Raw genomic sequence first — 17,509 nt, 5'->3', positions numbered from 1 at the left:
ATTAAATAACGTTATTCGACCCAACCGCCGCCGAGCGCGGTGAAAAGATTAATTTCATTAACCTGCCGGGCATAAATAAGGTCGAGAATATTTTGCTGCGTGGAGAAAAGAGAACGTTCCGCATCAAGCACTTCGATATAGCTGACCGCCCCGCTGGAATATAACCCTCTGGCCCGCTGCAGGGTTATGCGTAGCGAATCAAGATACCGCTGTTGCGCAGCAAGCTGCTGGTTAATGCTGTCCCGCAGCGCGAGCGCGTCGGCAACCTGTTTGAAGGCGGACTGAATTTTTTGTTCGTAATTAACAACCGACTGCTGCTGGCGAATTTCAGCCAGCTTCAGGTTGGCCTTATTCCTGCCCGCATTGAAAATGGGAATTTCGATTTTAGGAATAAAATTCCACATCCCGCTCCCTGACGTGAACAGGCTGGATAATTCCGTGCTGCCAGTTGAAAGCCCGCTGGTTAGTGATATGGACGGGAAAAAGGCTGCACGCGCGGCGCCGATATTCGCATCGGCCGCTTTAAGCTGGTACTCCGCCTCCATAATATCCGGGCGCTGTAACAGTATCGCTGAGGAAAGATGGGGAGGCAGTTTTACCGGCGCAACGTCGCCGGCATTCATTCCGCTGTCGCCCGGGAGCGCGCGATACGTGCCGAGGACCAGCTGCAGGGCATTATTGGCCTGCGCCAGCTCTCCCTCTCGTTTGGCAATATCTGCCTGCGTGCTTTCGATCTGTCCCCGGGCCTGTTCCAGCGCCAGGACGTTCGTACTGCCCGTCACCAACTGCTGCTCAACGAACGCATAGGACTGCTGGTAATTTGTCAGCGTTTCCCGCGCAATACGCAGCTGTTTATACGCCAGCTGCTGGTTGAAATAGCTTTGAGAAACGTTAGAGACGAGCAGGATATGCACCGCGCGCCGGGCCTCTTCGCTGGCGAAATAGTTTTGTCGGTCAGCCTCGCTCATGTTCCTCAGCTTGCCGAAGAAGTCGAGTTCATAGCTAAGCGCAAGGCCCGCGTCGTACTGCTGCGTGGTGGGTTTGTCACTTTTAAGCCCGCCGCTGTACGTGATACCCGAAGACGCATTCAGCTGAGGATAACGGTCTGCATCCGTCACGTTGAACTGCGCCCGCGCCTCTTCAACCTTCAGGGCGGCCATTTTTACATCGCGATTGTTATTCAGGGCTTCCGTAATCAGCCCCGCTACCTGCGGGTCGACAAAAAAGGTGCGCCAGCCGGTGTCCTGATAACCCGCCACCGCGGGCGTCAGGCCGTTGCGCGAGAGTGAAAATTGCTGGGGTACCGGTGACGCCGGGCGCTGGTACTCAGGGGCCAGCGAGACGCAGCCTGCCAGGATAAATACCGTACTGATGCTTAGTCGTTTTAACAGGAACATAACGGTCCAGATGAAGTCCAGAGTATTTTTAGGGCTACTCTACGGAACACATCCTGTTTGACGGGTGACAGGATAATGACAATGTTGTCATTTTTAACGTAAGTCATTGTGAACGGTCGCGGGCGCCATAGAATGTCATCAGCAGCCATTCTGGGGAGCACGATGAAAATACTGATCGTCGAAGACGAAATGAAAACCGGTGAGTACCTGAGTAAGGGGCTGACTGAAGCGGGGTTTGTCGTAGACCACGCGGATAATGGCCTGAACGGCTACCATCTCGCCATGACCGCTGAATATGATCTGCTGATTCTGGATATCATGCTGCCCGATGTGAACGGCTGGGACATTGTCCGTATGCTCCGCTCTGCCGGCAAAGGGATGCCCATTCTGTTACTTACGGCTCTCGGTACGATTGAACATCGGGTTAAGGGGCTGGAGCTGGGCGCGGATGATTATCTGATTAAGCCTTTCGCCTTTGCCGAGCTGCTCGCCCGGGTAAGGACGCTGTTAAGACGCGGAAATACGGTGATCGCGGAAAGCCAGCTTCAGGTGGCTGACCTGACGGTTGACCTCGTGTCGAGAAAGGTCAGCCGGGCCGGAAGTCGCATCCTGTTAACCAGCAAAGAGTTCAGCCTGCTGGAGTTTTTCATGCGCCATCAGGGGGAAGTGCTTCCCCGCTCCCTGATTGCCTCCCAGGTGTGGGACATGAATTTTGACAGCGACACAAACGCGATTGACGTGGCGGTAAAGCGGCTGCGCGCGAAAATCGATAACGATTTTGAACCGAAGCTGATCCAGACGGTGCGCGGCGTGGGCTATATGCTGGAGGTGCCGGATGCACGTTAAGCTTCCCCGGCGCCCCTTTTCTCTTGCACTGCGGCTGACCTTTCTTATCAGTCTCTCCACTATACTGGCCTTTTTCGCCTTTACCTGGTTTATGCTCCATTCCGTTGAAAAGCATTTCGCCGAGCAGGATATCAGCGATCTGCAGCAAATCAGTACTGCGATGCACCGCATACTGCAATCACCGGCCGATCCCGATCAAAAGAAAATCAGCAAGATTAAAGAGTCGATCGCCAGCTACCGCAACGTGGCCGTCCTGCTTCTGGATCCGCAGGGCAATACCCTGTTCACCTCGGCGCAAGGGGCGGCTTTGCGCCCGGCAATGAACACGGCGAACTTTAGCGAACACCGTCGCGTACAGGATGTGTTTCTCTGGACGGTAGAAGACCCGGCCAACCCCATGCACGCCGGGTCCGACATGAAAATGGAAACCTACCGGATTATCGCCTCTTCAGGCACGGCGACGCTGCAGGGAAAAACCCAGGACTACGTCATGCTGATCGGGCTCTCCATTAATTTTCATCTCCACTATCTTGAGGCGCTGAAAAAGAATCTCCTGGCGATTGCGGCGGTTATCAGCCTGCTGATTATCCTTGTCATTCGCATCGCGGTGCGCCAGGGACATTTGCCTCTGCGTAACGTCAGCAACGCCATAAAAAACATCACCTCTGAAAATCTGGATGCACGACTGGAGCCGTCCCGCGTACCCGTTGAGCTGGAGCAGCTGGTCATCTCCTTCAACCAGATGATCGAAAAGATTGAAGATGTCTTTACCCGTCAGGCTAACTTTTCCGCCGACATCGCGCACGAAATCAGAACCCCCATCACCAACCTGGTGACGCAAACGGAAATCGCGCTGAGTCAGAACCGCACTCCGAAGGAGCTGGAGGATGTGTTGTACTCCAGCCTGGAAGAGTACAACCGGATGACCCGCATGGTCAGCGACATGCTTTTCCTGGCGCAGGCGGATAACAATCAGCTCATCCCTGACCGGGTGATGTTTGATTTAAGCGCCGAGGTCATGAAAGTCTTCGATTTCTTCGAAGCCTGGGCGGAAGAACGCCACATCGCGCTGAAGTTTAACGGGATGCCCTGCCTGATAGAAGGCGATCCGCAGATGTTCAGAAGGGCCATCAATAATCTGTTATCTAACGCCCTGCGCTATACGCCAGCGGGCAAAACGGTGACGGTCTCACTGCGAAAACAGGATAACGACGTTGAGCTGGTGACAGAAAACCCCGGCACGCCGATCCCGCCGGCGCATCTGCCGAAGCTGTTTGACCGTTTTTATCGCGTCGATCCGTCCAGGCAGCGTAAAGGCGAAGGCAGCGGCATTGGGCTTGCCATCGTGAAGTCCATCGTCACCGCACATCAGGGAAAAGTCCGCGTGGAATCGGATGCGGTGTCGACGCGCTTCATCCTCACCGTGCCGGGGAAAGTGCTCTGAGCGTCAGCAAACAGCACGGCACACCTCAAGGACCTTTTCCCTGAGCCACCGGTGCGCCGGATCCCTCTCCATGCGCGGATGCCACATCTGTGAAACCGTTATGGTCCGGGTCTTAAAGGGCAGTTCAAAGACGTGCACGCGCTCGGTCATCGCCTGATTGAGCAGATATAACGCCGGCACCATGGCAATTAGATCGGAGGCCAGCGCCACGGATAACGCCGTCGGAAAGCCGGGCACCACGCTGGCGACCTTGCGCTTCATCCCGCGCTCCGCCAGCGCCTCATCGGCAAACCCGTGCAGCGATCCGTCCGGCGAGGCCACCACATGGCCCCAGGAAACATAGTCACTCAGGCTGACCTCCGGCTGCTCTGACAGCGGATGCCCCTTACGCACCGCGCCAACAAACCGATCCTGAAAGAGCCTTTGCAGCCGTATTTCAGGCCCCATGTTACCCTGCACGCCGATCTCCAGGTCGACCAGCCCCTCACGCAAGTAGCGCGACGTTTTTTCCGGTTTCGGTGAGAAGCGGATGCACACCCCGGGCGCGACGCTCGCCACTGCGGCAATGAGCAGAGGCCCAAACGCCACCACAAAACCGTCGTTGGCCCGGATGGTGAACAGTCGTTCAAGGCTTTCCACCTTCAGCGTGTCGGTGGAGGGCTGCAGCACCGCCCTCGCCTCGTGCACGGCGCTTCTGGCGCGGTCCCGGGTGGCTTCGGCCCAGGGCGTCAACACCATATGACGACCGGCCCGTACCAGAATAGGATCGCCGGTCACCTCCCGCAGCCGGCTCAGGGTGCGGCTCATGGCGGAGGTGCTCAGGCTCAAACGTCGCGCCGCGCCCGCCACGCTGGCTTCTGCCAGCAGAACGTCGAGCGCAACCAGAAGGTTAAAGTCAGGATCGGACACGATGCCTCCTCAGATGTGGCGTTACGTGCAATGATTAAGTGCAAATGCTGCGTCTTCCGCCCTGTATACCGCATGATTATAGTTTCGTCATCACGATTCTTATCCGGAGTAACGACGATGACGCTATTTACCAACCTGCCCGGCGATGAAGGTTTACCCGGGCATGAACGCGCCAGGGTCCTGGCCGCCGTTATGACCACCACGCTGATGGGCGTTTTTGACGGTACCATGATCAACATCGCGCTCCCCTCCATGGCAAGAGCGATGCAGGTCCCTGCGAACGTTGCGGTCTGGTTCGCCAACGGTTATCTGCTGTCAGCGGCGATGACGTTGGCCATCTTCGCGGCGCTGGCAGCCCGCGTGGGCTATCGCCCAATCTTTCTGGCCGGGCTTGCCACCTTTACGCTCACCTCGCTCGGCTGCGCGATGGCAACAACGCCGGAAATGTTAACCGGGATGCGAATTCTGCAGGGCATCGGCGGCGCGGCGACCCTGAGTATTGCTCCGGCTATCCTGCGCTCCGTTTTTCCGGGCCGACTGCTGGGCCGCATTCTGGGGCTGCACGCCCTGCTTATCGCCTCCAGCACGGCGATCGCCCCGGTGCTCGGCGGAACAATACTGGACGCCCTGAGCTGGCAATGGCTGTTCGCCATTAACCTTATTCCAGGCAGTATCGCCCTGCTGCTGGCATGGCGGGCCTTGCCGCGGGAATCGGCCGCTGACCGCACTCCCTTTGACGCGCCGGGCGCCGTGCTCTCCGCCGTCCTGTTAGGTTCAGCGATCATGCTGGCCGACAGCCTTCAGCACGTGACGGAGCACATTATTCAGGAGGCCGTCTGCTGGGGCGTTCTCGCGCTGGTCGGCGCCTTCGCCTTTACCTGGCGGATTCGGCGCGCACAACATCCGTTACTGCCGCCGGTGATGTTCAGAAACGGGCGCTTCACCCTTGCCGCGCTGACCTCGCTGGCCTCGTTTGTGAGCCAGGGGATCACGTTCGTCGCGCTGCCGTTCCTGTTTCAGAGCGTGTATGGCTACAGCCCGGTGGTGTCGGCGCTGCTGTTCACCCCGTGGCCGATTGGCATCGTGCTGATCGCGCCGCACGCGGGTCGCTGGGCGGATACGATCTCCGCGCCGCTGATCTCGACCCTCGGGCTGATCGTCTTTGTCGGTGGGTTGGTCCTGCTGGCCACGTTGCCGGAGAATCCTTCCGTGTGGAATATCTGTCTGCGCAGTCTGGTATGCGGTATTGGATTTGGCTGCTTCCAGAGCCCCAATAACCGGGAAATGCTCGCTAACGTCGCGCGGGAATATGCCAGCTATGCCTCCGGCGTGTTGTCGATTGTGAGGACATTCGGCCAGTGTCTCGGCGCCGCCGTGGTGGGGGTGCTGCTGGCTGTGACTACAGGGTCAGATCATCAAACGCTTGATGACCGGGCCGTGCATCTGGCGCTGTGGATTGCGGTGATTGCCTCAACGGGATCGGTCTTATTTAGCCTGAGCAGGCTGCGCCCTGCTGTTTGGGCATCAGCGTAAACTATTGCAGCGCCGAGAGGCGCTGCTCGTTTTTACGCATAGGCTGTAGGGCGTTCGTTCCAGGCATCAGTGTACTGAATATTTCCGTCCAGAATTTTCCAGGTGATTTTTGCATATCGCAAAGATACATTTTCCATGTGACCTGTACCGGGACAATCTCTTGTATCATGCATTATTGGAGTTATTGAAATGACTTTCACACCTTCCATAAGGATGTTGAAGTATTCCACTTCCTGACCAGCATCATTGATGTGGTAGAACTTTAATTCAGCACTATGAAGCGTCTGACCTGTAGCGACTGCTTTATATAGATAGGGTGAAGATGAATCAATTGCTTTTGTTAAACTGAAAGCTGAGTGTTGCCTTGTACCTGTAAGTTTACCCGTTGCATCATCTGTTGGAATGCTCAGGTTATGAATCAGATCCCTGAGCTCTATACTTCCTTCACGCTCTGCAACATCAGAACCGCCACGGATCATTGCTCCGCCATCGTCTTTCAAAAAGAGGTGTACTGGTACAGCCATTTCTATAACTCCTTATTTTGATTAATCTCTTATTCCATTGGCTATGAGGTTAATTACAGGCATGATCGCTACACCATCTGCATAGAACAGATCAGAATTAGTGAATGAATAAACCTTGCCAGTGATTTTTACATTTACCGTGCTCCCATAAGCTGAAGCAGTAACATTGCTTGTGTTGGCTTCAAGGAATGGTGATCGATCTTCAAGGGCTTTCATAATGTTCCCGCTGTTGTCTTTATCTAAGTAGAAGCGGTAAACACCCGACACCGTAGCGCCCCCATCATCATACTTTGTTATGTACAGTGTGACGGTATCAGAGAGTTTCTGTTTGCTGACAAAACTATCGTGAGGAGGTGCATTAAAATAGTATTGATATGTCAGAAACCCACAAACAACGAGCAATAGAATCGTTGTGAGTAAGAAATGAAGCCGTTTAATAACCGTATTTCTTTGCATATTCTATACCTTGCCTTATCCAAAACTGATCGTGAGGATCATCCCCATAAGGCGGTTTTTGATACCAGTGCCCCCATTTCTTTTTGGAGGTTTTAGCTCTTTCCTGCGCCCATCCAGCCCCCATCAATAGCGTTTTTGATGGTATCCCGGCGGCATAACCAGCCGAACCATAATTGAAGTTCCCAAAATTTGCTAACTCAGGGTGTCCCTGCTTGTAATCCCACGGCCCCTTATTTCTTACTTTTTGATAAAACCAAAGATAGGTTGTCGGGATAGCCATGTTTCTACTCATACCATGCGCTCTTGCAATCCTCATGTTTGCCAACACAAGTGCGATTCCTTCTTTAGGCAACAAAGGTATAACAGCCATATTAACCATCCATCCACTGTGGGTATGTGGCCGAGTATCGTACACTTTTGCGATGGTAAAAAAGATATCTGTTTCCAGAGAAATGACGGAAAAATATCCGACTAAGGTATTAATCGCATTAAAAATCAAAGAAATTTAGGCTGCGCCCTGCGCGGTCTACAGGCAAGCGTTGCACAATGTAGGCCGGGTAAGCGCAGCGCCACCCGGCAAGAAAGACGACTCGTTTGTTTACTCCAGCGCCAGCAGCGCAAAGCTCGCCAGCCAGTGTCCGCCGCTATAGTGGCTGCCGACGACATGCCCGACGCTGGCGGCCAGGTGTTTCGTCACCGCCTCGCGCAACGCCGGTTGCGCCGGGTGGCTGGCAGGAAGCGCTTTCGCAATGTGCTTCATACACCACGCGCGGCTGAGGTTTAACCCGTCCAGATGGGCAATTTTCGGATCGGTACGGTCGCTCACCTCCGCCGGGTTCATCAGTGCCGTAACGGCGCCCACCTCCGGCAGAAACGCGTCAAACCAGGCCGGGAAGTCTTCAGCCGCCTTGCTCATCAGCAGCGCCTCCGTCAGCGCGCCGGAAATATACTCGTCTCCGCCGGGTTCATAGTGTGCCGGATAGCGCGTGTCGGCGAGATAAAACCGCTCCGCTGCCGCCAGAATCGCCTGCTCAAGCGCCTTGTCTCCCACTGCGCGACCGTAATCGAGCGCCAGCGCAAGGGCAAACGCGGTGTTGTAGTGCGTCCCGACGCGGATCGGATAGGTCAGCTTAGCAAGATAATCCATCAGCCGGTTGCGAATATCCTGGGTGAGCGGCTCCAGCGTCCGGTACCAGCCCGCGGCCTGGGGCAGCGACGACTGTTTCAGCTCCTGAGCCAGCGCCAGCAGCCAGCCGTAACCATACGGGCGCTCAAACGAGGCGCGGAACGGCGCGGTGAAATAGGCCAGCTCCTTCGCCACGTTCTCTTCGGTCATGTGCTCGTCAAAAAGCGCGACGATCGCGTCCCGGCACGGTAGTTCCGGATAGAGGCGCACGCAGCGCAGCAGCAGCCAGTAGCCGTGCACCGCCGAATGCCAGTCGAAACAGCCGTAGAAAATCGGGTGCAGTTCGCGGGGCGGCAGAACGTCACCATCATCATTCAGCAGGTGCATGATGTGGTTCGGGTATTCCTGGCGCAAATAGGTCAAAGGCATGCGGGCAAACGCGTCAGCCTGATGTTGCGTTAATTCCATAACAGCTCCTTAGCGAAACACGAGGAAATACATGAGGAACACGTTCACCACCAGCAGGGTTAACGCGGTCGGGATCTGGATCTTGATCACCTGATATTTGTCTTTCAGCTCCAGCAGCGCGGCGGGAACGATATTGAAGTTCGCGGCCATCGGCGTCATCAGCGTGCCGCAGTAGCCTGCGTACATGCCAATCGCCAGCAGCGGCGCAGGGTTGCCGTGATGCACGTTGATCAGAAACGGCAAGGCGATACCGGCACTTAATACCGGGAAGGCCGCAAAGGCATTACCCATAATCATGGTAAACAGCGCCATACCCACGCAGTAAATCACCACCAGCATGAAGCGGCTATCCGGGTTCACAAACAGGCTCACCACCTTCTGTACCGAGTCGCCCGTGTTGGCCACCACGAACACGCCGCCGAGCATGGCCAGCATCTGCGGCAGGATCACCGCCCAGCCGATAGTATCGACAAGACGACGAGACTGACGTACGGCATGCAGCGGCGTGCCTTTGGTCAGCCACCAGCCGGTGAGGATCGCCGCGACGCAGGCCACGCAAAGCGCCGCCAGGGTGAGCTGCTTCTGATCGAGCAGAAACACGCCGCCGACCGAAACGCCCTTCAGGAATAACGTGCCCAGCACCGTCACCACCGGGATCATCAGCGCGGGCAGGAACAGCCAGTTTTTGAGCCGGTTCGATGAGGCAACGCGCTCCTCCTCGGTCGACATTTTATAGTGCCCTTTCCCGACCAGACCAAAACCCGCCAGCAGCGCGATGGCGATAACGCCACCGCCGATAATCCGGTACGCCAGCGATTTCCCCAGCTCCTGCACCATCAGATCGCCAAACAGGAATATCCCGCCAAACAAGAACCAGAACAGCGCGGTGGTAAAACGCTTCGGATTGGCGCGATCGCGCAGGGTCATCACAACCAGCAGCATCACGACAAAGCCAATCAGGTAGTACACGCGGTTAATGGTGATAAGCGTCATCATTGCGCGGCCTCCTGCGTACCCTGCTCTGCACGCCAGGCCATCACGTCGCGACGGATACTTGCATCGAGGCGCAGCAGGCGCGTCATATGAATAATCAATGCCGCAATGGCGGTTGGGATAGCCCACAGGCCGATATGCAGCGGTTCAATGCCCTGAATGCCATTCTCTTTCAGAAACGCGTCGATCAGCAGCACCGCCCCAAAGGCAATAAAGATATCTTCCCCAAAGAAAACCGCGATGTTGTCGCACGCGGCTGCATGGGCTTTGATTTTGTCGCGAATGTGCTGCGGCAGCTCGCCATATTCGTTCAGCGCCGCTCCTTCAGCCATCGGCGCCAGCAGCGGGCGCACCGTCTGGGCGTGACCGCCCAGCGACATCAGACCCAGCGCGGCTGTACCTTCACGGGCGACAAAATAGAGCATCAGAATACGCGCCGAGGTGGCACTGGCGATCTTCGCCACCCAGGCCTGGGCGCGCTCTTTAAGCCCGTAATATTCCAGCAGACCAATCACCGGCAGGATCAGAATGAAGGTGGCCAGCGATCGGCTATTGACGAACTTCTCGCCGAAGGTCTCCAGCAGCATGCCGAAATCCATACCGACCAGCAGACCCGTCGCCAGCCCCGCCACCACGACCACCAGCAGCGGGTTGAAGCGCAGTGCAAAACCAATAACCACGATCGGTATCCCGATCAGCGGCAGCAGCGTAGTACCGTCCATAACGTTTACCCTATCGAAAGTGAGCGTTGCGCGCCGACGGCTATTTTTTTAATTTGCGGCGAGCGATGTTGTGTTTTGTTGGCAGGCTTCGCAAAACCTGCGCTAAAAAGCTATATCTGAACCTCAAAAACATGTAAACAAATTATCAATAAAATGTTCTTATTTTATCGATGAGTTTACATTTCTGGCTAAGGAACGTTATGACCTCAGAAAAGAGTGCTTCACCCGATCGCGACGATATCAACGATGGCCGGATCGTCTCTTCCCGCCACCTGGTATCCGAGCGCTGCGCGGAGTTATCAGAGCTGGAATATGCGCTGATCATGACCAGCAACGCGTTTAACAAATGGATGGTGCGCTGCATGACGGCTGCCGGCGAGCCCGATATGGGCGCCTTTGACGTTTCGCTGCTGCATCACGTGAACCACCGCGACCGCAAGAAAAAGCTGGCCGATATCTGCTTCGTGCTTAACGTGGAAGATACCCACGTGGTGACCTATGCCCTGAAAAAGCTGGTCAAAGCGGGCTACGTGACGAGCGAGAAAGCGGGTAAAGAGCTCTTTTTCTCTACCACGGAGGAAGGGAAAGCGCTGTGCATGAAGTATCGGGACGTGCGGGAAGCGTGTCTGATTGCGATCCACGCGGAGAGCGGCATTGCCGGGAAGTCGATTGGCGAGACCGCGCAGCTGTTACGCACGATCTCCTCCCTGTATGACACCGCCGCCCGGGCGGCGGCGTCACTGTAACTAAGGTCGTCGGAACAGTGTAATGCTGCGACCGGCCAGTTCATATTCTACGGTTTCGGTGATCGCTGTCCCGGTGGCAGCATCATCCGCCGTAGACAGCTCCAGCACCCATCCCCCTTCGCCAAACTGCGGGATCTGGAACGGCACGGTGCCTTCAAACGGGTTGAACAGCATCAGCACGTCGTGCCAGATACCGTCCTCCTGCCGCAGATCCGGCCTGCTGATGGAGACCCCAAGCGTCGAGCCTTCATCCCACTGCTCGGCCTGCTGTGGACCGCCTCCGGCATTGAACCAGCGGATCTCCAGCCCGTCGCGCCAGCTCTCACGACGCAGCAGCGGCTGCTGCGCGCGCAGGGCAATCAACCGCCGGGTGAACTCGCGCAGCGCGGCGTCATTTTCTGACAGCCCCTTCCAGTCGATCCATGAGATCTCACTGTCCTGGCAGTACCCGTTGTTGTTCCCCTTCTGCGTACGGCCAAACTCGTCCCCCGCCAGCAGCATCGGCGTGCCGTGGGAGAACAGCAGCGTGGTCAGGAAATTACGCTTCTGCCGCTCCCGGGTAGCAATAATATCCGGGTTCTCCGTCGGCCCTTCTTCGCCATAGTTGTACGAGCGATTATCGTTATGCCCGTCGTTATTGTCCTCGCCGTTGTCGGCGTTATGCTTTTCGTTGTACGACACCAGGTCATTCAGCGTAAAGCCGTCATGGGCGGTGATGAAGTTGACGCTGGCCCACGGACGACGGCCGCGCAGATCGTACAGATCGCCGGAGCCGAGCAGCCGCGCTGCAAAGTCCGTGGAGACGTTATCCCCCTTCCAGTACTCGCGAACGGTGTCGCGGTATTTGTCGTTCCACTCCCCCCAGCCCGGCGGGAATCCGCCCACCTGATAGCCGCCGGGACCGATATCCCAGGGTTCACCAATCAGCTTGAGTCGGGATAAGACCGGATCCTGAGTCATGGCATCGAAGAAACCGCCGCGCGGGTCAAACCCTTCAGGCTCGCGGCCCAGAATCGTCCCCAGATCGAAACGAAAACCGTCAATGTGCATCGACTCCGCCCAGTAGCGCAGGGAGTCCATCACCATCTGCAGCACGCGCGGATGCGAGGTGTTGACCGTATTTCCCGTCCCGGTGTCGTTGATGTAATACCGGTGCTGGTCCGGGAGCGTGCGGTAATAGCTGTAGTTATCAATCCCCTTAAACGAGAGCGTCGGGCCAAGCTCGTTCCCTTCCGCCGTGTGGTTGTACACCACGTCCAGAATCACCTCGATGCCTGCGTCATGATAGGCGCGCACCATATCGCGAAAGCCCTGAATCCCCGCCGGGCCGTAGTAGCGCGACGCCGGAGCAAAAAAGCCCAGCGTGTTATAGCCCCAGAAGTTCTTCAGGCCACGATCGAGCAGATGCTGATCGTCCGGGAACCAGTGAACCGGCAGCAGCTCCACCGAGGTGATGCCCAGGCTTTTGATATAATCGACCGAGGCTTTATGCCCCATCCCTTCAAACGTGCCGCGCAGCTCGGGCGGAATGGCCGGGTTCATCTGGGTAAAGCCCTTCACGTGGCTCTCATAGACAACGGTATGCGGCCAGGGCACGTTGGGCCGGTTGCTGTCATGCCAGTCAAAGGCATCCGGGTCAATGACCCTGCATTTCGGCGTGAACGGCGCGCTGTCCCGCGTGTCAAAGCTCAAATCCAGCTCGTCATGCCCCAGCTCATAGCCGAAATGGGCGTCGTTCCAGTCGATGTCACCCACCAGTTCGCGGGCGTAGGGGTCGATAAGCAGCTTATGCGGGTTGAAGCGATGACCGTTTTCCGGGTCGTAGGGGCCGTAGACGCGATAGCCATACAGCGCCCCAGGCTTCAGGTCTGGCACATAGCCGTGCCAGACCTCATGGGTATATTCCGGCAGTTCCAGCCGGGCGATTTCGGTTTTCCCGGACGGGTCAAACAGACAGAGTTCCACCCGCTCAGCGTGAGCGGAGAACAGCGCGAAGTTGACCCCCTTCCCATCATAATTCGCACCCAACTGCTGGCCATTACCGGCCCGAATTTCAAACGTTGTATCCTTTGCCATTTTCGTTCTCCACGATTATTCGCAGGTAAGCAGAACCAGTACACATCCCTTTTCTGACGTTAAATCCAGCGTTTCTTGCAGCATGCGGCTTTCGCCGCTGAACAGATCCCGATAGCGCTTCCCGGCCAGTTCGTCGGGTAACGCGACCGTGGTATTGACCCACAGCTGATGATCATCGGTGACGTCAAAAACCAGACGCGGCACGGCAACAATCAGCGCCTCGCCGTCCTTAACGCGCGCATAGACAATCAGGTTATCCTCACGATCGCCGGTGACCTTAAGCGGCAGCCAGTCGCCGTAGCGGAAAAGCGCGTCGTAGTGCGGTCTAAGCCGCAGCAGCGTGGCGGTAACGAACTGTTTGACCCTGCCGTCACGCCAGCATATCGGGTTGTCAAACACCCCGGCATCCGCCGCGCTGAGGTGCTGCACCAGGGCCGGAAAGTCCGGCTCCCGTCGGTTATCCGGGTCGACAAGGCTAAAATTAAGCGCCTCGCTGCCCTGATAGATATCCGGGACGCCGGGCGCCGTCAGCTTGATCACCGTCTGGCTGAGGCTGTTCATCAGCCCGGCGCGGATAAAGGGCTGCATCGCCTCGCTGAAATCGTGCAGGAACAGGGTGTTGTCCGGTGAAAGCAGGTGCCGTGCATAGCTCAGCACCACGCTCTCATAGCTCTCGTTGCTGTCGATCCAGTCGGTGCGCTGCTTTGCCTCGCGCAGCGCTTTCTCAAGGAAGCCAAGGAAACGTTCTTCCAGTGATTTCAGCCCGTCGGCGTCGTCCGGTGACAGCGTGGCGGGCCAGACGCCCGCCAGCGCCTGGTAGATCATCCAGGTATCGGCGGCGTTCGGCGCGGTACCGTCATTGAGAAAACGCACCTGGGTCTGGTTCATCTGCCGCCAGCGGGCCAGGTTTTCACCCCACCGTTCCGGGGCTTCCGTCAGGGTGTAGAGACGCGCCCGGGCATCTTCCCCGCGCTTGGTATCGTGCGTGGAGGTGCCCAGCAGCGCGTCGGGCTGACGGGCCTGGCGAATACGCATCTCCTGGTGGAAGCGGGATAATGAAAACGCGCGCGGCGTCGGGTCGGCCCCCACTTCATTGAGCGCCAGCTCCAGGTTGTGGCGGAAGAACAGCGTGTCTTCAACGGATTTCGCCATCAGCGGCCCGGTGAGCTGCTGGAAGCGGGTCCTGAACAGCGCGGCGGTGTCGCAGCACGCTTCCGGCAGGTCGCCGGTAAGAATGCGCACGATCAGGCTGAGCGCCGCTTCCGACGTCTCCACGCTGGCAACCACGCGGTTGAGCAGCGCCACGTCCGGAGGGGTTAATCCTTCCCGGGTGCCGTAGGTGCGGTAGACCGGAAAGGCAATAAGCAGCTCACGCAGCGCGTGGCGGATTTCCTCGCGCGGCAGCGCAACCTCATTGCGGCGGGCCAGATCGTCAGCAAGGTTTAGCAGCGCGGTGAATTCACCCTCAAAATTACGATCGGCCATCAGACCTTTGGCATCGCGCAGTTCCGCGTGGCGATCGACCGTGATGCCCAGCGTCTCGTCGTGGATGGTCTCCAGACGCCCCAGGCTATCGTCGTCGACCAGCACTTCCGCCAGCGAGGCGATAAACTCGTAGCCGGTGGTACCGGATACCGGCCAGTCAGAGGGGAGCTGTTCCCCTTTGGCGAGAATCTTTTCGACCGTAATGTAGCAGTCGGGCCCGGTGGCCTGCCGCAGGTTCTGCAGATAGCCCAGCGGATCCGCCAGGCCGTCGACATGGTCAATGCGCAGGCCGTCCACCACGCCCGCGTGGACCAGCTCAAGGATCAGCCGGTGCGTGTCGTCGAAGACCGCATCATCTTCAACCCGAACGCCGACCAGCCCGGTGATCTCAAAGAAGCGCCGCCACGAGAGCTGCTTCGGCGCTTCCCGCCAGGACATCAGCCGCCAGCTTTGCGCGTCGTGCAGCTCGGCAATGCTTTTCTCCTCGCTGTACGTGCCGGGGTTGAGCGGATACTCGGCGTCGTAGTAGACCAGTGCGGCCCTTTTCGTGACAGGGTCACGTTTTAGCGTGATAGCTCCCTTCTCCAGCTCCGCCTCAAAGGTGTCGCCGAGGAACGGCAGCGTAAGCGGGCGCGAGCCGTTGATATCGAAATAGCGGAAATAGCGGCTCTGCTGGCCATATTCAATTACGTCGCGCCACCAGAGGTTTTCCAGCGAGGTGGACATATGGTTCGGGACAATGTCCAGAATCAACCCCATGCCGGCCTGCTTAAGCGCGGCGGCCATGCGGTCAAATCCTTCCCGCCCGCCGATGGCGGGGTCGATTTCATTCGGGTTGGTTACGTCATAGCCGTGGGTGGACCCCGTCGTGGCAGTGAACACGGGCGACGCGTAAAGGTGGCTGATGCCGAGGTCCTTCAGATACGGCACCAGCGCCACAACGCGGTCAAACGTCATGCCGTTACGGAACTGAATTCGGTACGTGGCGGAAGGGATCATAACGATGCTTCTCCATCAGCAAAGCGAACGACAATACCGTTCGGGGGTAAAACGTCGGTGACTTCCGACGAGGCAAAACGCGTCTCCCCCGCCAGAGCGGGCAGCGCGGCGGGCTTAATGCCGATATTCAGCGCCAGAGAGAGCGTCCCCGACGGGAAGCGCCAGCTCACCGCCACCATGCCGGGCGCGGTCTTGAGCACATGGCCCTCAACGGCGCCGCCCGAATGCAGAAGCGGAACGATATAGCGATGGCGCAGCGTCAGCAGATGGCACGTATAGCGCAGCCACGTCTTGCCCTCGTCGGTGGCGACTTTATGCCAGTCGAGCTTTGAGCGGATAAACGTGTTCACGTCGTTCGGGTCCGGGACGGTTTCATCGTGTCCGGCATGACCGGTAAACTCTTTCGCGCGCCCTTCCCGCACCGCCTTTGCCAGTCCGCCGTGAAAGTCGGTGAAGAACAGGAACGGATGCGTTTCCCCAAACTCCTCGCCCATAAACAGCAGCGGGATATGCGGGGAGAGCAGCAGCGCGGCAAGCAGCACCCGCGTCTTGTCGGCACCCGCGAGGGAGATAAGCCGCTCGCCCTGGGCGCGATTGCCGGTCTGATCGTGGTTTTGGATAAAATCGACGAAGAACTGCGGTGGCTGCGTGCGGCATTCAACCCCGCGAGACTCGCCGGTTTGCAGAGATACCTCGCCCTGGTAGACAAAGCCTTCCGCCAGCGCCCGGGCGAACTTTTTCTCCGGCTCAAAGGCAAAGTCCTGGTAGTAGGCATGCGTCTCGCCGGTGGCAAACACGTGGGCGGCGTTGTGGAAGTCATCGTTCCACTCGCCGGTAAACAGCGGCGCGTTGCCTTGTTCATCGCGCGGATGCAGGAAAATCACATTGCGGCTGTCTTCCGTGGTCAGGTGAACGTGACGGTGCGGAATGACCTCGCGGATCCTGGTGGCAATCTCCTCGAGAATATGCGTGTCGGAGCCGTCTTTTATCTGGTCGATGGCATCAAACCGCAGGCCGTCAAGGCGGTATTCCGTCAGCCAGTAGAGCGGCGCGTCGGTCATGTACTGCCTCACCGGCTCGCGCTCGTAGGCGATGCCGTTGCCCCACGGCGTCATCCGCTGTGCATCGAAAAACGCGGGCGACAGCAAAGGCAGATAGTTCCCCTCCGGCCCGAAGTGGTTAAGCACGATATCCAGCACCACCGAAAGCCCCAGCCCGTGCGCGGCGTCGATAAACGCGTGGAAATCCTCCGGCGTACCGTAGGCTGAGTGTGGGGCATATAGCAGCACACCGTCGTACCCCCAGCCGCGGGAACCGCCAAACTGAGAGACGGGCATCACTTCAAGCTGGGTAATCCCGAGTTCTGCCAGATACGGCAGCTTGTCGATGGCCGCCCGGAAGGTGCCCTCCGGGGTAAAGGTGCCCATGTGCAGTTCGTAAATGACCGTCTCTTCCCACGGACGCCCCGCCCAGTCGCGGTTGACCGGCTGGTAGCGTCGGGGATCGATCACCACCGAGGGGCCGTTAACGTCGCCCTTTTGCGCCCGCGAGGCGGGATCGGGCACCGCCATGCCGTCCTGAAGAACAAACTGATATTCTGCACCGTGCGTGACGCCGGGGACGTCTGCCTGGAACCAGCCGTCGCCCGTTGCCGTCATCGGCACGTCGGCGGCGGCCAGACGTAGCGTAAGTTCTTTCTGTCCTTCTGCCCAGACGCGAAAACGTACAACGTCATCGGAAATAAACTCAGCACCCCACCGCTTTTGAAATGTCCTGAATTCCATT

15 protein-coding genes are annotated in these 17,509 nt (G+C 57.8%); 4 read left to right on the top strand and 11 right to left on the bottom strand.

The genetic code is table 11. The annotated features are described in order from the left end of the window. Positions 1–11 precede the first annotated feature (11 nt). Positions 12–1,397, bottom strand: a complete 1,386-nt coding sequence (locus ACDO57_RS05610) for an efflux transporter outer membrane subunit (protein ID WP_157189194.1) — start codon at positions 1,395–1,397, stop codon at positions 12–14. Positions 1,398–1,559: 162 nt separating this feature from the next. Here ACDO57_RS05610 and ACDO57_RS05605 point away from each other — a divergent pair, with 162 nt between their 5' ends. Both ACDO57_RS05605 and ACDO57_RS05600 read left to right on the top strand, forming a co-directional pair. After that, positions 1,560–2,243, top strand: a complete 684-nt coding sequence (locus ACDO57_RS05605) for a copper/silver response regulator transcription factor (protein WP_023311824.1) — start codon at positions 1,560–1,562, stop codon at positions 2,241–2,243. Next, positions 2,233–3,687 carry a Cu(+)/Ag(+) sensor histidine kinase gene (locus ACDO57_RS05600; protein WP_370883643.1) on the top strand — a complete coding sequence of 485 codons (1,455 nt, stop codon included), beginning with the start codon at positions 2,233–2,235 and terminating at the stop codon, positions 3,685–3,687. The genes ACDO57_RS05605 and ACDO57_RS05600 overlap by 11 nt, the downstream gene beginning before the upstream one ends. 3 nt (positions 3,688–3,690) lie before the next feature. Here the strand turns inward: ACDO57_RS05600 and ACDO57_RS05595 are convergent, their stop codons facing one another. After that, positions 3,691–4,596 (bottom strand): LysR family transcriptional regulator, encoded by a 906-nt coding sequence (locus ACDO57_RS05595; RefSeq protein ID WP_370883642.1) that lies wholly within the window; start codon positions 4,594–4,596, stop codon positions 3,691–3,693. A gap of 117 nt (positions 4,597–4,713) precedes the next feature. Here ACDO57_RS05595 and ACDO57_RS05590 point away from each other — a divergent pair, with 117 nt between their 5' ends. After that, positions 4,714–6,129, top strand: coding sequence for an MFS transporter (locus tag ACDO57_RS05590; RefSeq protein WP_370883641.1), 1,416 nt, complete (start codon positions 4,714–4,716; stop codon positions 6,127–6,129). A 32-nt stretch (positions 6,130–6,161) separates the two neighbouring features. Here the strand turns inward: ACDO57_RS05590 and ACDO57_RS05585 are convergent, their stop codons facing one another. From ACDO57_RS05585 to ACDO57_RS05560, 6 genes are all read right to left on the bottom strand, one after another. Further along, entirely contained in the window at positions 6,162–6,653 is a 492-nt protein-coding gene (locus tag ACDO57_RS05585) for an Hcp family type VI secretion system effector (protein WP_370883640.1), read from the bottom strand. 21 nt (positions 6,654–6,674) lie between these two features. Then, positions 6,675–7,109 carry a hypothetical protein gene (locus ACDO57_RS05580; RefSeq protein ID WP_148768575.1) on the bottom strand — a complete coding sequence of 145 codons (435 nt, stop codon included), beginning with the start codon at positions 7,107–7,109 and terminating at the stop codon, positions 6,675–6,677. After that, a complete protein-coding gene (locus tag ACDO57_RS05575; protein WP_032647837.1) occupies positions 7,087–7,479 on the bottom strand; it encodes a polymorphic toxin type 44 domain-containing protein in 393 nt (130 codons plus the stop codon). Before ACDO57_RS05575 ends, ACDO57_RS05580 begins: the two co-directional genes overlap by 23 nt. Before the next feature lie 228 nt (positions 7,480–7,707). After that, positions 7,708–8,703, bottom strand: coding sequence for a DUF2891 domain-containing protein (locus tag ACDO57_RS05570; RefSeq protein ID WP_370883639.1), 996 nt, complete (start codon positions 8,701–8,703; stop codon positions 7,708–7,710). A gap of 9 nt (positions 8,704–8,712) precedes the next feature. Further along, positions 8,713–9,699, bottom strand: coding sequence for a DUF979 domain-containing protein (locus ACDO57_RS05565; protein ID WP_024908532.1), 987 nt, complete (start codon positions 9,697–9,699; stop codon positions 8,713–8,715). Next, the gene (locus tag ACDO57_RS05560; RefSeq protein WP_008501655.1) at positions 9,696–10,418 is read right to left on the bottom strand and encodes a DUF969 domain-containing protein; all 723 of its coding nucleotides are present in this window, start codon (positions 10,416–10,418) and stop codon (positions 9,696–9,698) included. Before ACDO57_RS05560 ends, ACDO57_RS05565 begins: the two co-directional genes overlap by 4 nt. Positions 10,419–10,618: 200 nt before the next feature. On the opposite strand from ACDO57_RS05560, the gene ACDO57_RS05555 reads away from it, so the two are divergent. After that, the gene (locus ACDO57_RS05555; RefSeq protein ID WP_024908533.1) at positions 10,619–11,164 is read left to right on the top strand and encodes a winged helix DNA-binding protein; all 546 of its coding nucleotides are present in this window, start codon (positions 10,619–10,621) and stop codon (positions 11,162–11,164) included. Here ACDO57_RS05555 and glgX read toward each other — a convergent pair whose 3' ends face one another. Genes glgX through treZ form a run of 3 tightly spaced genes read right to left on the bottom strand, consistent with a single transcriptional unit; the run spans position 11,165 to position 17,508 of the window. Then, entirely contained in the window at positions 11,165–13,240 is a 2,076-nt protein-coding gene (gene glgX / locus ACDO57_RS05550) for a glycogen debranching protein GlgX (RefSeq protein ID WP_370883638.1), read from the bottom strand. A 15-nt stretch (positions 13,241–13,255) separates the two neighbouring features. Beyond that, positions 13,256–15,724: a malto-oligosyltrehalose synthase gene (gene treY, locus ACDO57_RS05545; RefSeq protein ID WP_370883637.1), complete on the bottom strand. Its 2,469-nt coding sequence runs from the start codon at positions 15,722–15,724 to the stop codon at positions 13,256–13,258. Further along, positions 15,721–17,508: a malto-oligosyltrehalose trehalohydrolase gene (gene treZ, locus ACDO57_RS05540; RefSeq protein WP_370883636.1), complete on the bottom strand. Its 1,788-nt coding sequence runs from the start codon at positions 17,506–17,508 to the stop codon at positions 15,721–15,723. The genes treY and treZ overlap by 4 nt, the downstream gene beginning before the upstream one ends. Position 17,509 lies beyond the last annotated feature (1 nt).

Source organism: Enterobacter cloacae complex sp. 2015409 (genome assembly GCF_041365315.1).
Lineage (GTDB): Bacteria > Pseudomonadota > Gammaproteobacteria > Enterobacterales > Enterobacteriaceae > Enterobacter > Enterobacter pseudoroggenkampii.
Note: the sequence above shows the minus strand (reverse complement) of the source record. Positions and strands in the feature narration are given on the sequence as shown.

Coding starts and splice junctions, on each gene's coding strand:
- ACDO57_RS05610 (WP_157189194.1), bottom strand. CDS start 1,397: ATGTTCCTGTTAAAACGACTAAGCATCAGTACGGTATTTATCCTGGCA.
- ACDO57_RS05605 (WP_023311824.1), top strand. CDS start 1,560: ATGAAAATACTGATCGTCGAAGACGAAATGAAAACCGGTGAGTACCTG.
- ACDO57_RS05600 (WP_370883643.1), top strand. CDS start 2,233: ATGCACGTTAAGCTTCCCCGGCGCCCCTTTTCTCTTGCACTGCGGCTG.
- ACDO57_RS05590 (WP_370883641.1), top strand. CDS start 4,714: ATGACGCTATTTACCAACCTGCCCGGCGATGAAGGTTTACCCGGGCAT.
- ACDO57_RS05585 (WP_370883640.1), bottom strand. CDS start 6,653: ATGGCTGTACCAGTACACCTCTTTTTGAAAGACGATGGCGGAGCAATG.
- ACDO57_RS05580 (WP_148768575.1), bottom strand. CDS start 7,109: ATGCAAAGAAATACGGTTATTAAACGGCTTCATTTCTTACTCACAACG.
- ACDO57_RS05575 (WP_032647837.1), bottom strand. CDS start 7,479: ATGGCTGTTATACCTTTGTTGCCTAAAGAAGGAATCGCACTTGTGTTG.
- ACDO57_RS05570 (WP_370883639.1), bottom strand. CDS start 8,703: ATGGAATTAACGCAACATCAGGCTGACGCGTTTGCCCGCATGCCTTTG.
- ACDO57_RS05565 (WP_024908532.1), bottom strand. CDS start 9,699: ATGATGACGCTTATCACCATTAACCGCGTGTACTACCTGATTGGCTTT.
- ACDO57_RS05560 (WP_008501655.1), bottom strand. CDS start 10,418: ATGGACGGTACTACGCTGCTGCCGCTGATCGGGATACCGATCGTGGTT.
- ACDO57_RS05555 (WP_024908533.1), top strand. CDS start 10,619: ATGACCTCAGAAAAGAGTGCTTCACCCGATCGCGACGATATCAACGAT.
- glgX (WP_370883638.1), bottom strand. CDS start 13,240: ATGGCAAAGGATACAACGTTTGAAATTCGGGCCGGTAATGGCCAGCAG.
- treY (WP_370883637.1), bottom strand. CDS start 15,724: ATGATCCCTTCCGCCACGTACCGAATTCAGTTCCGTAACGGCATGACG.
- treZ (WP_370883636.1), bottom strand. CDS start 17,508: ATGGAATTCAGGACATTTCAAAAGCGGTGGGGTGCTGAGTTTATTTCC.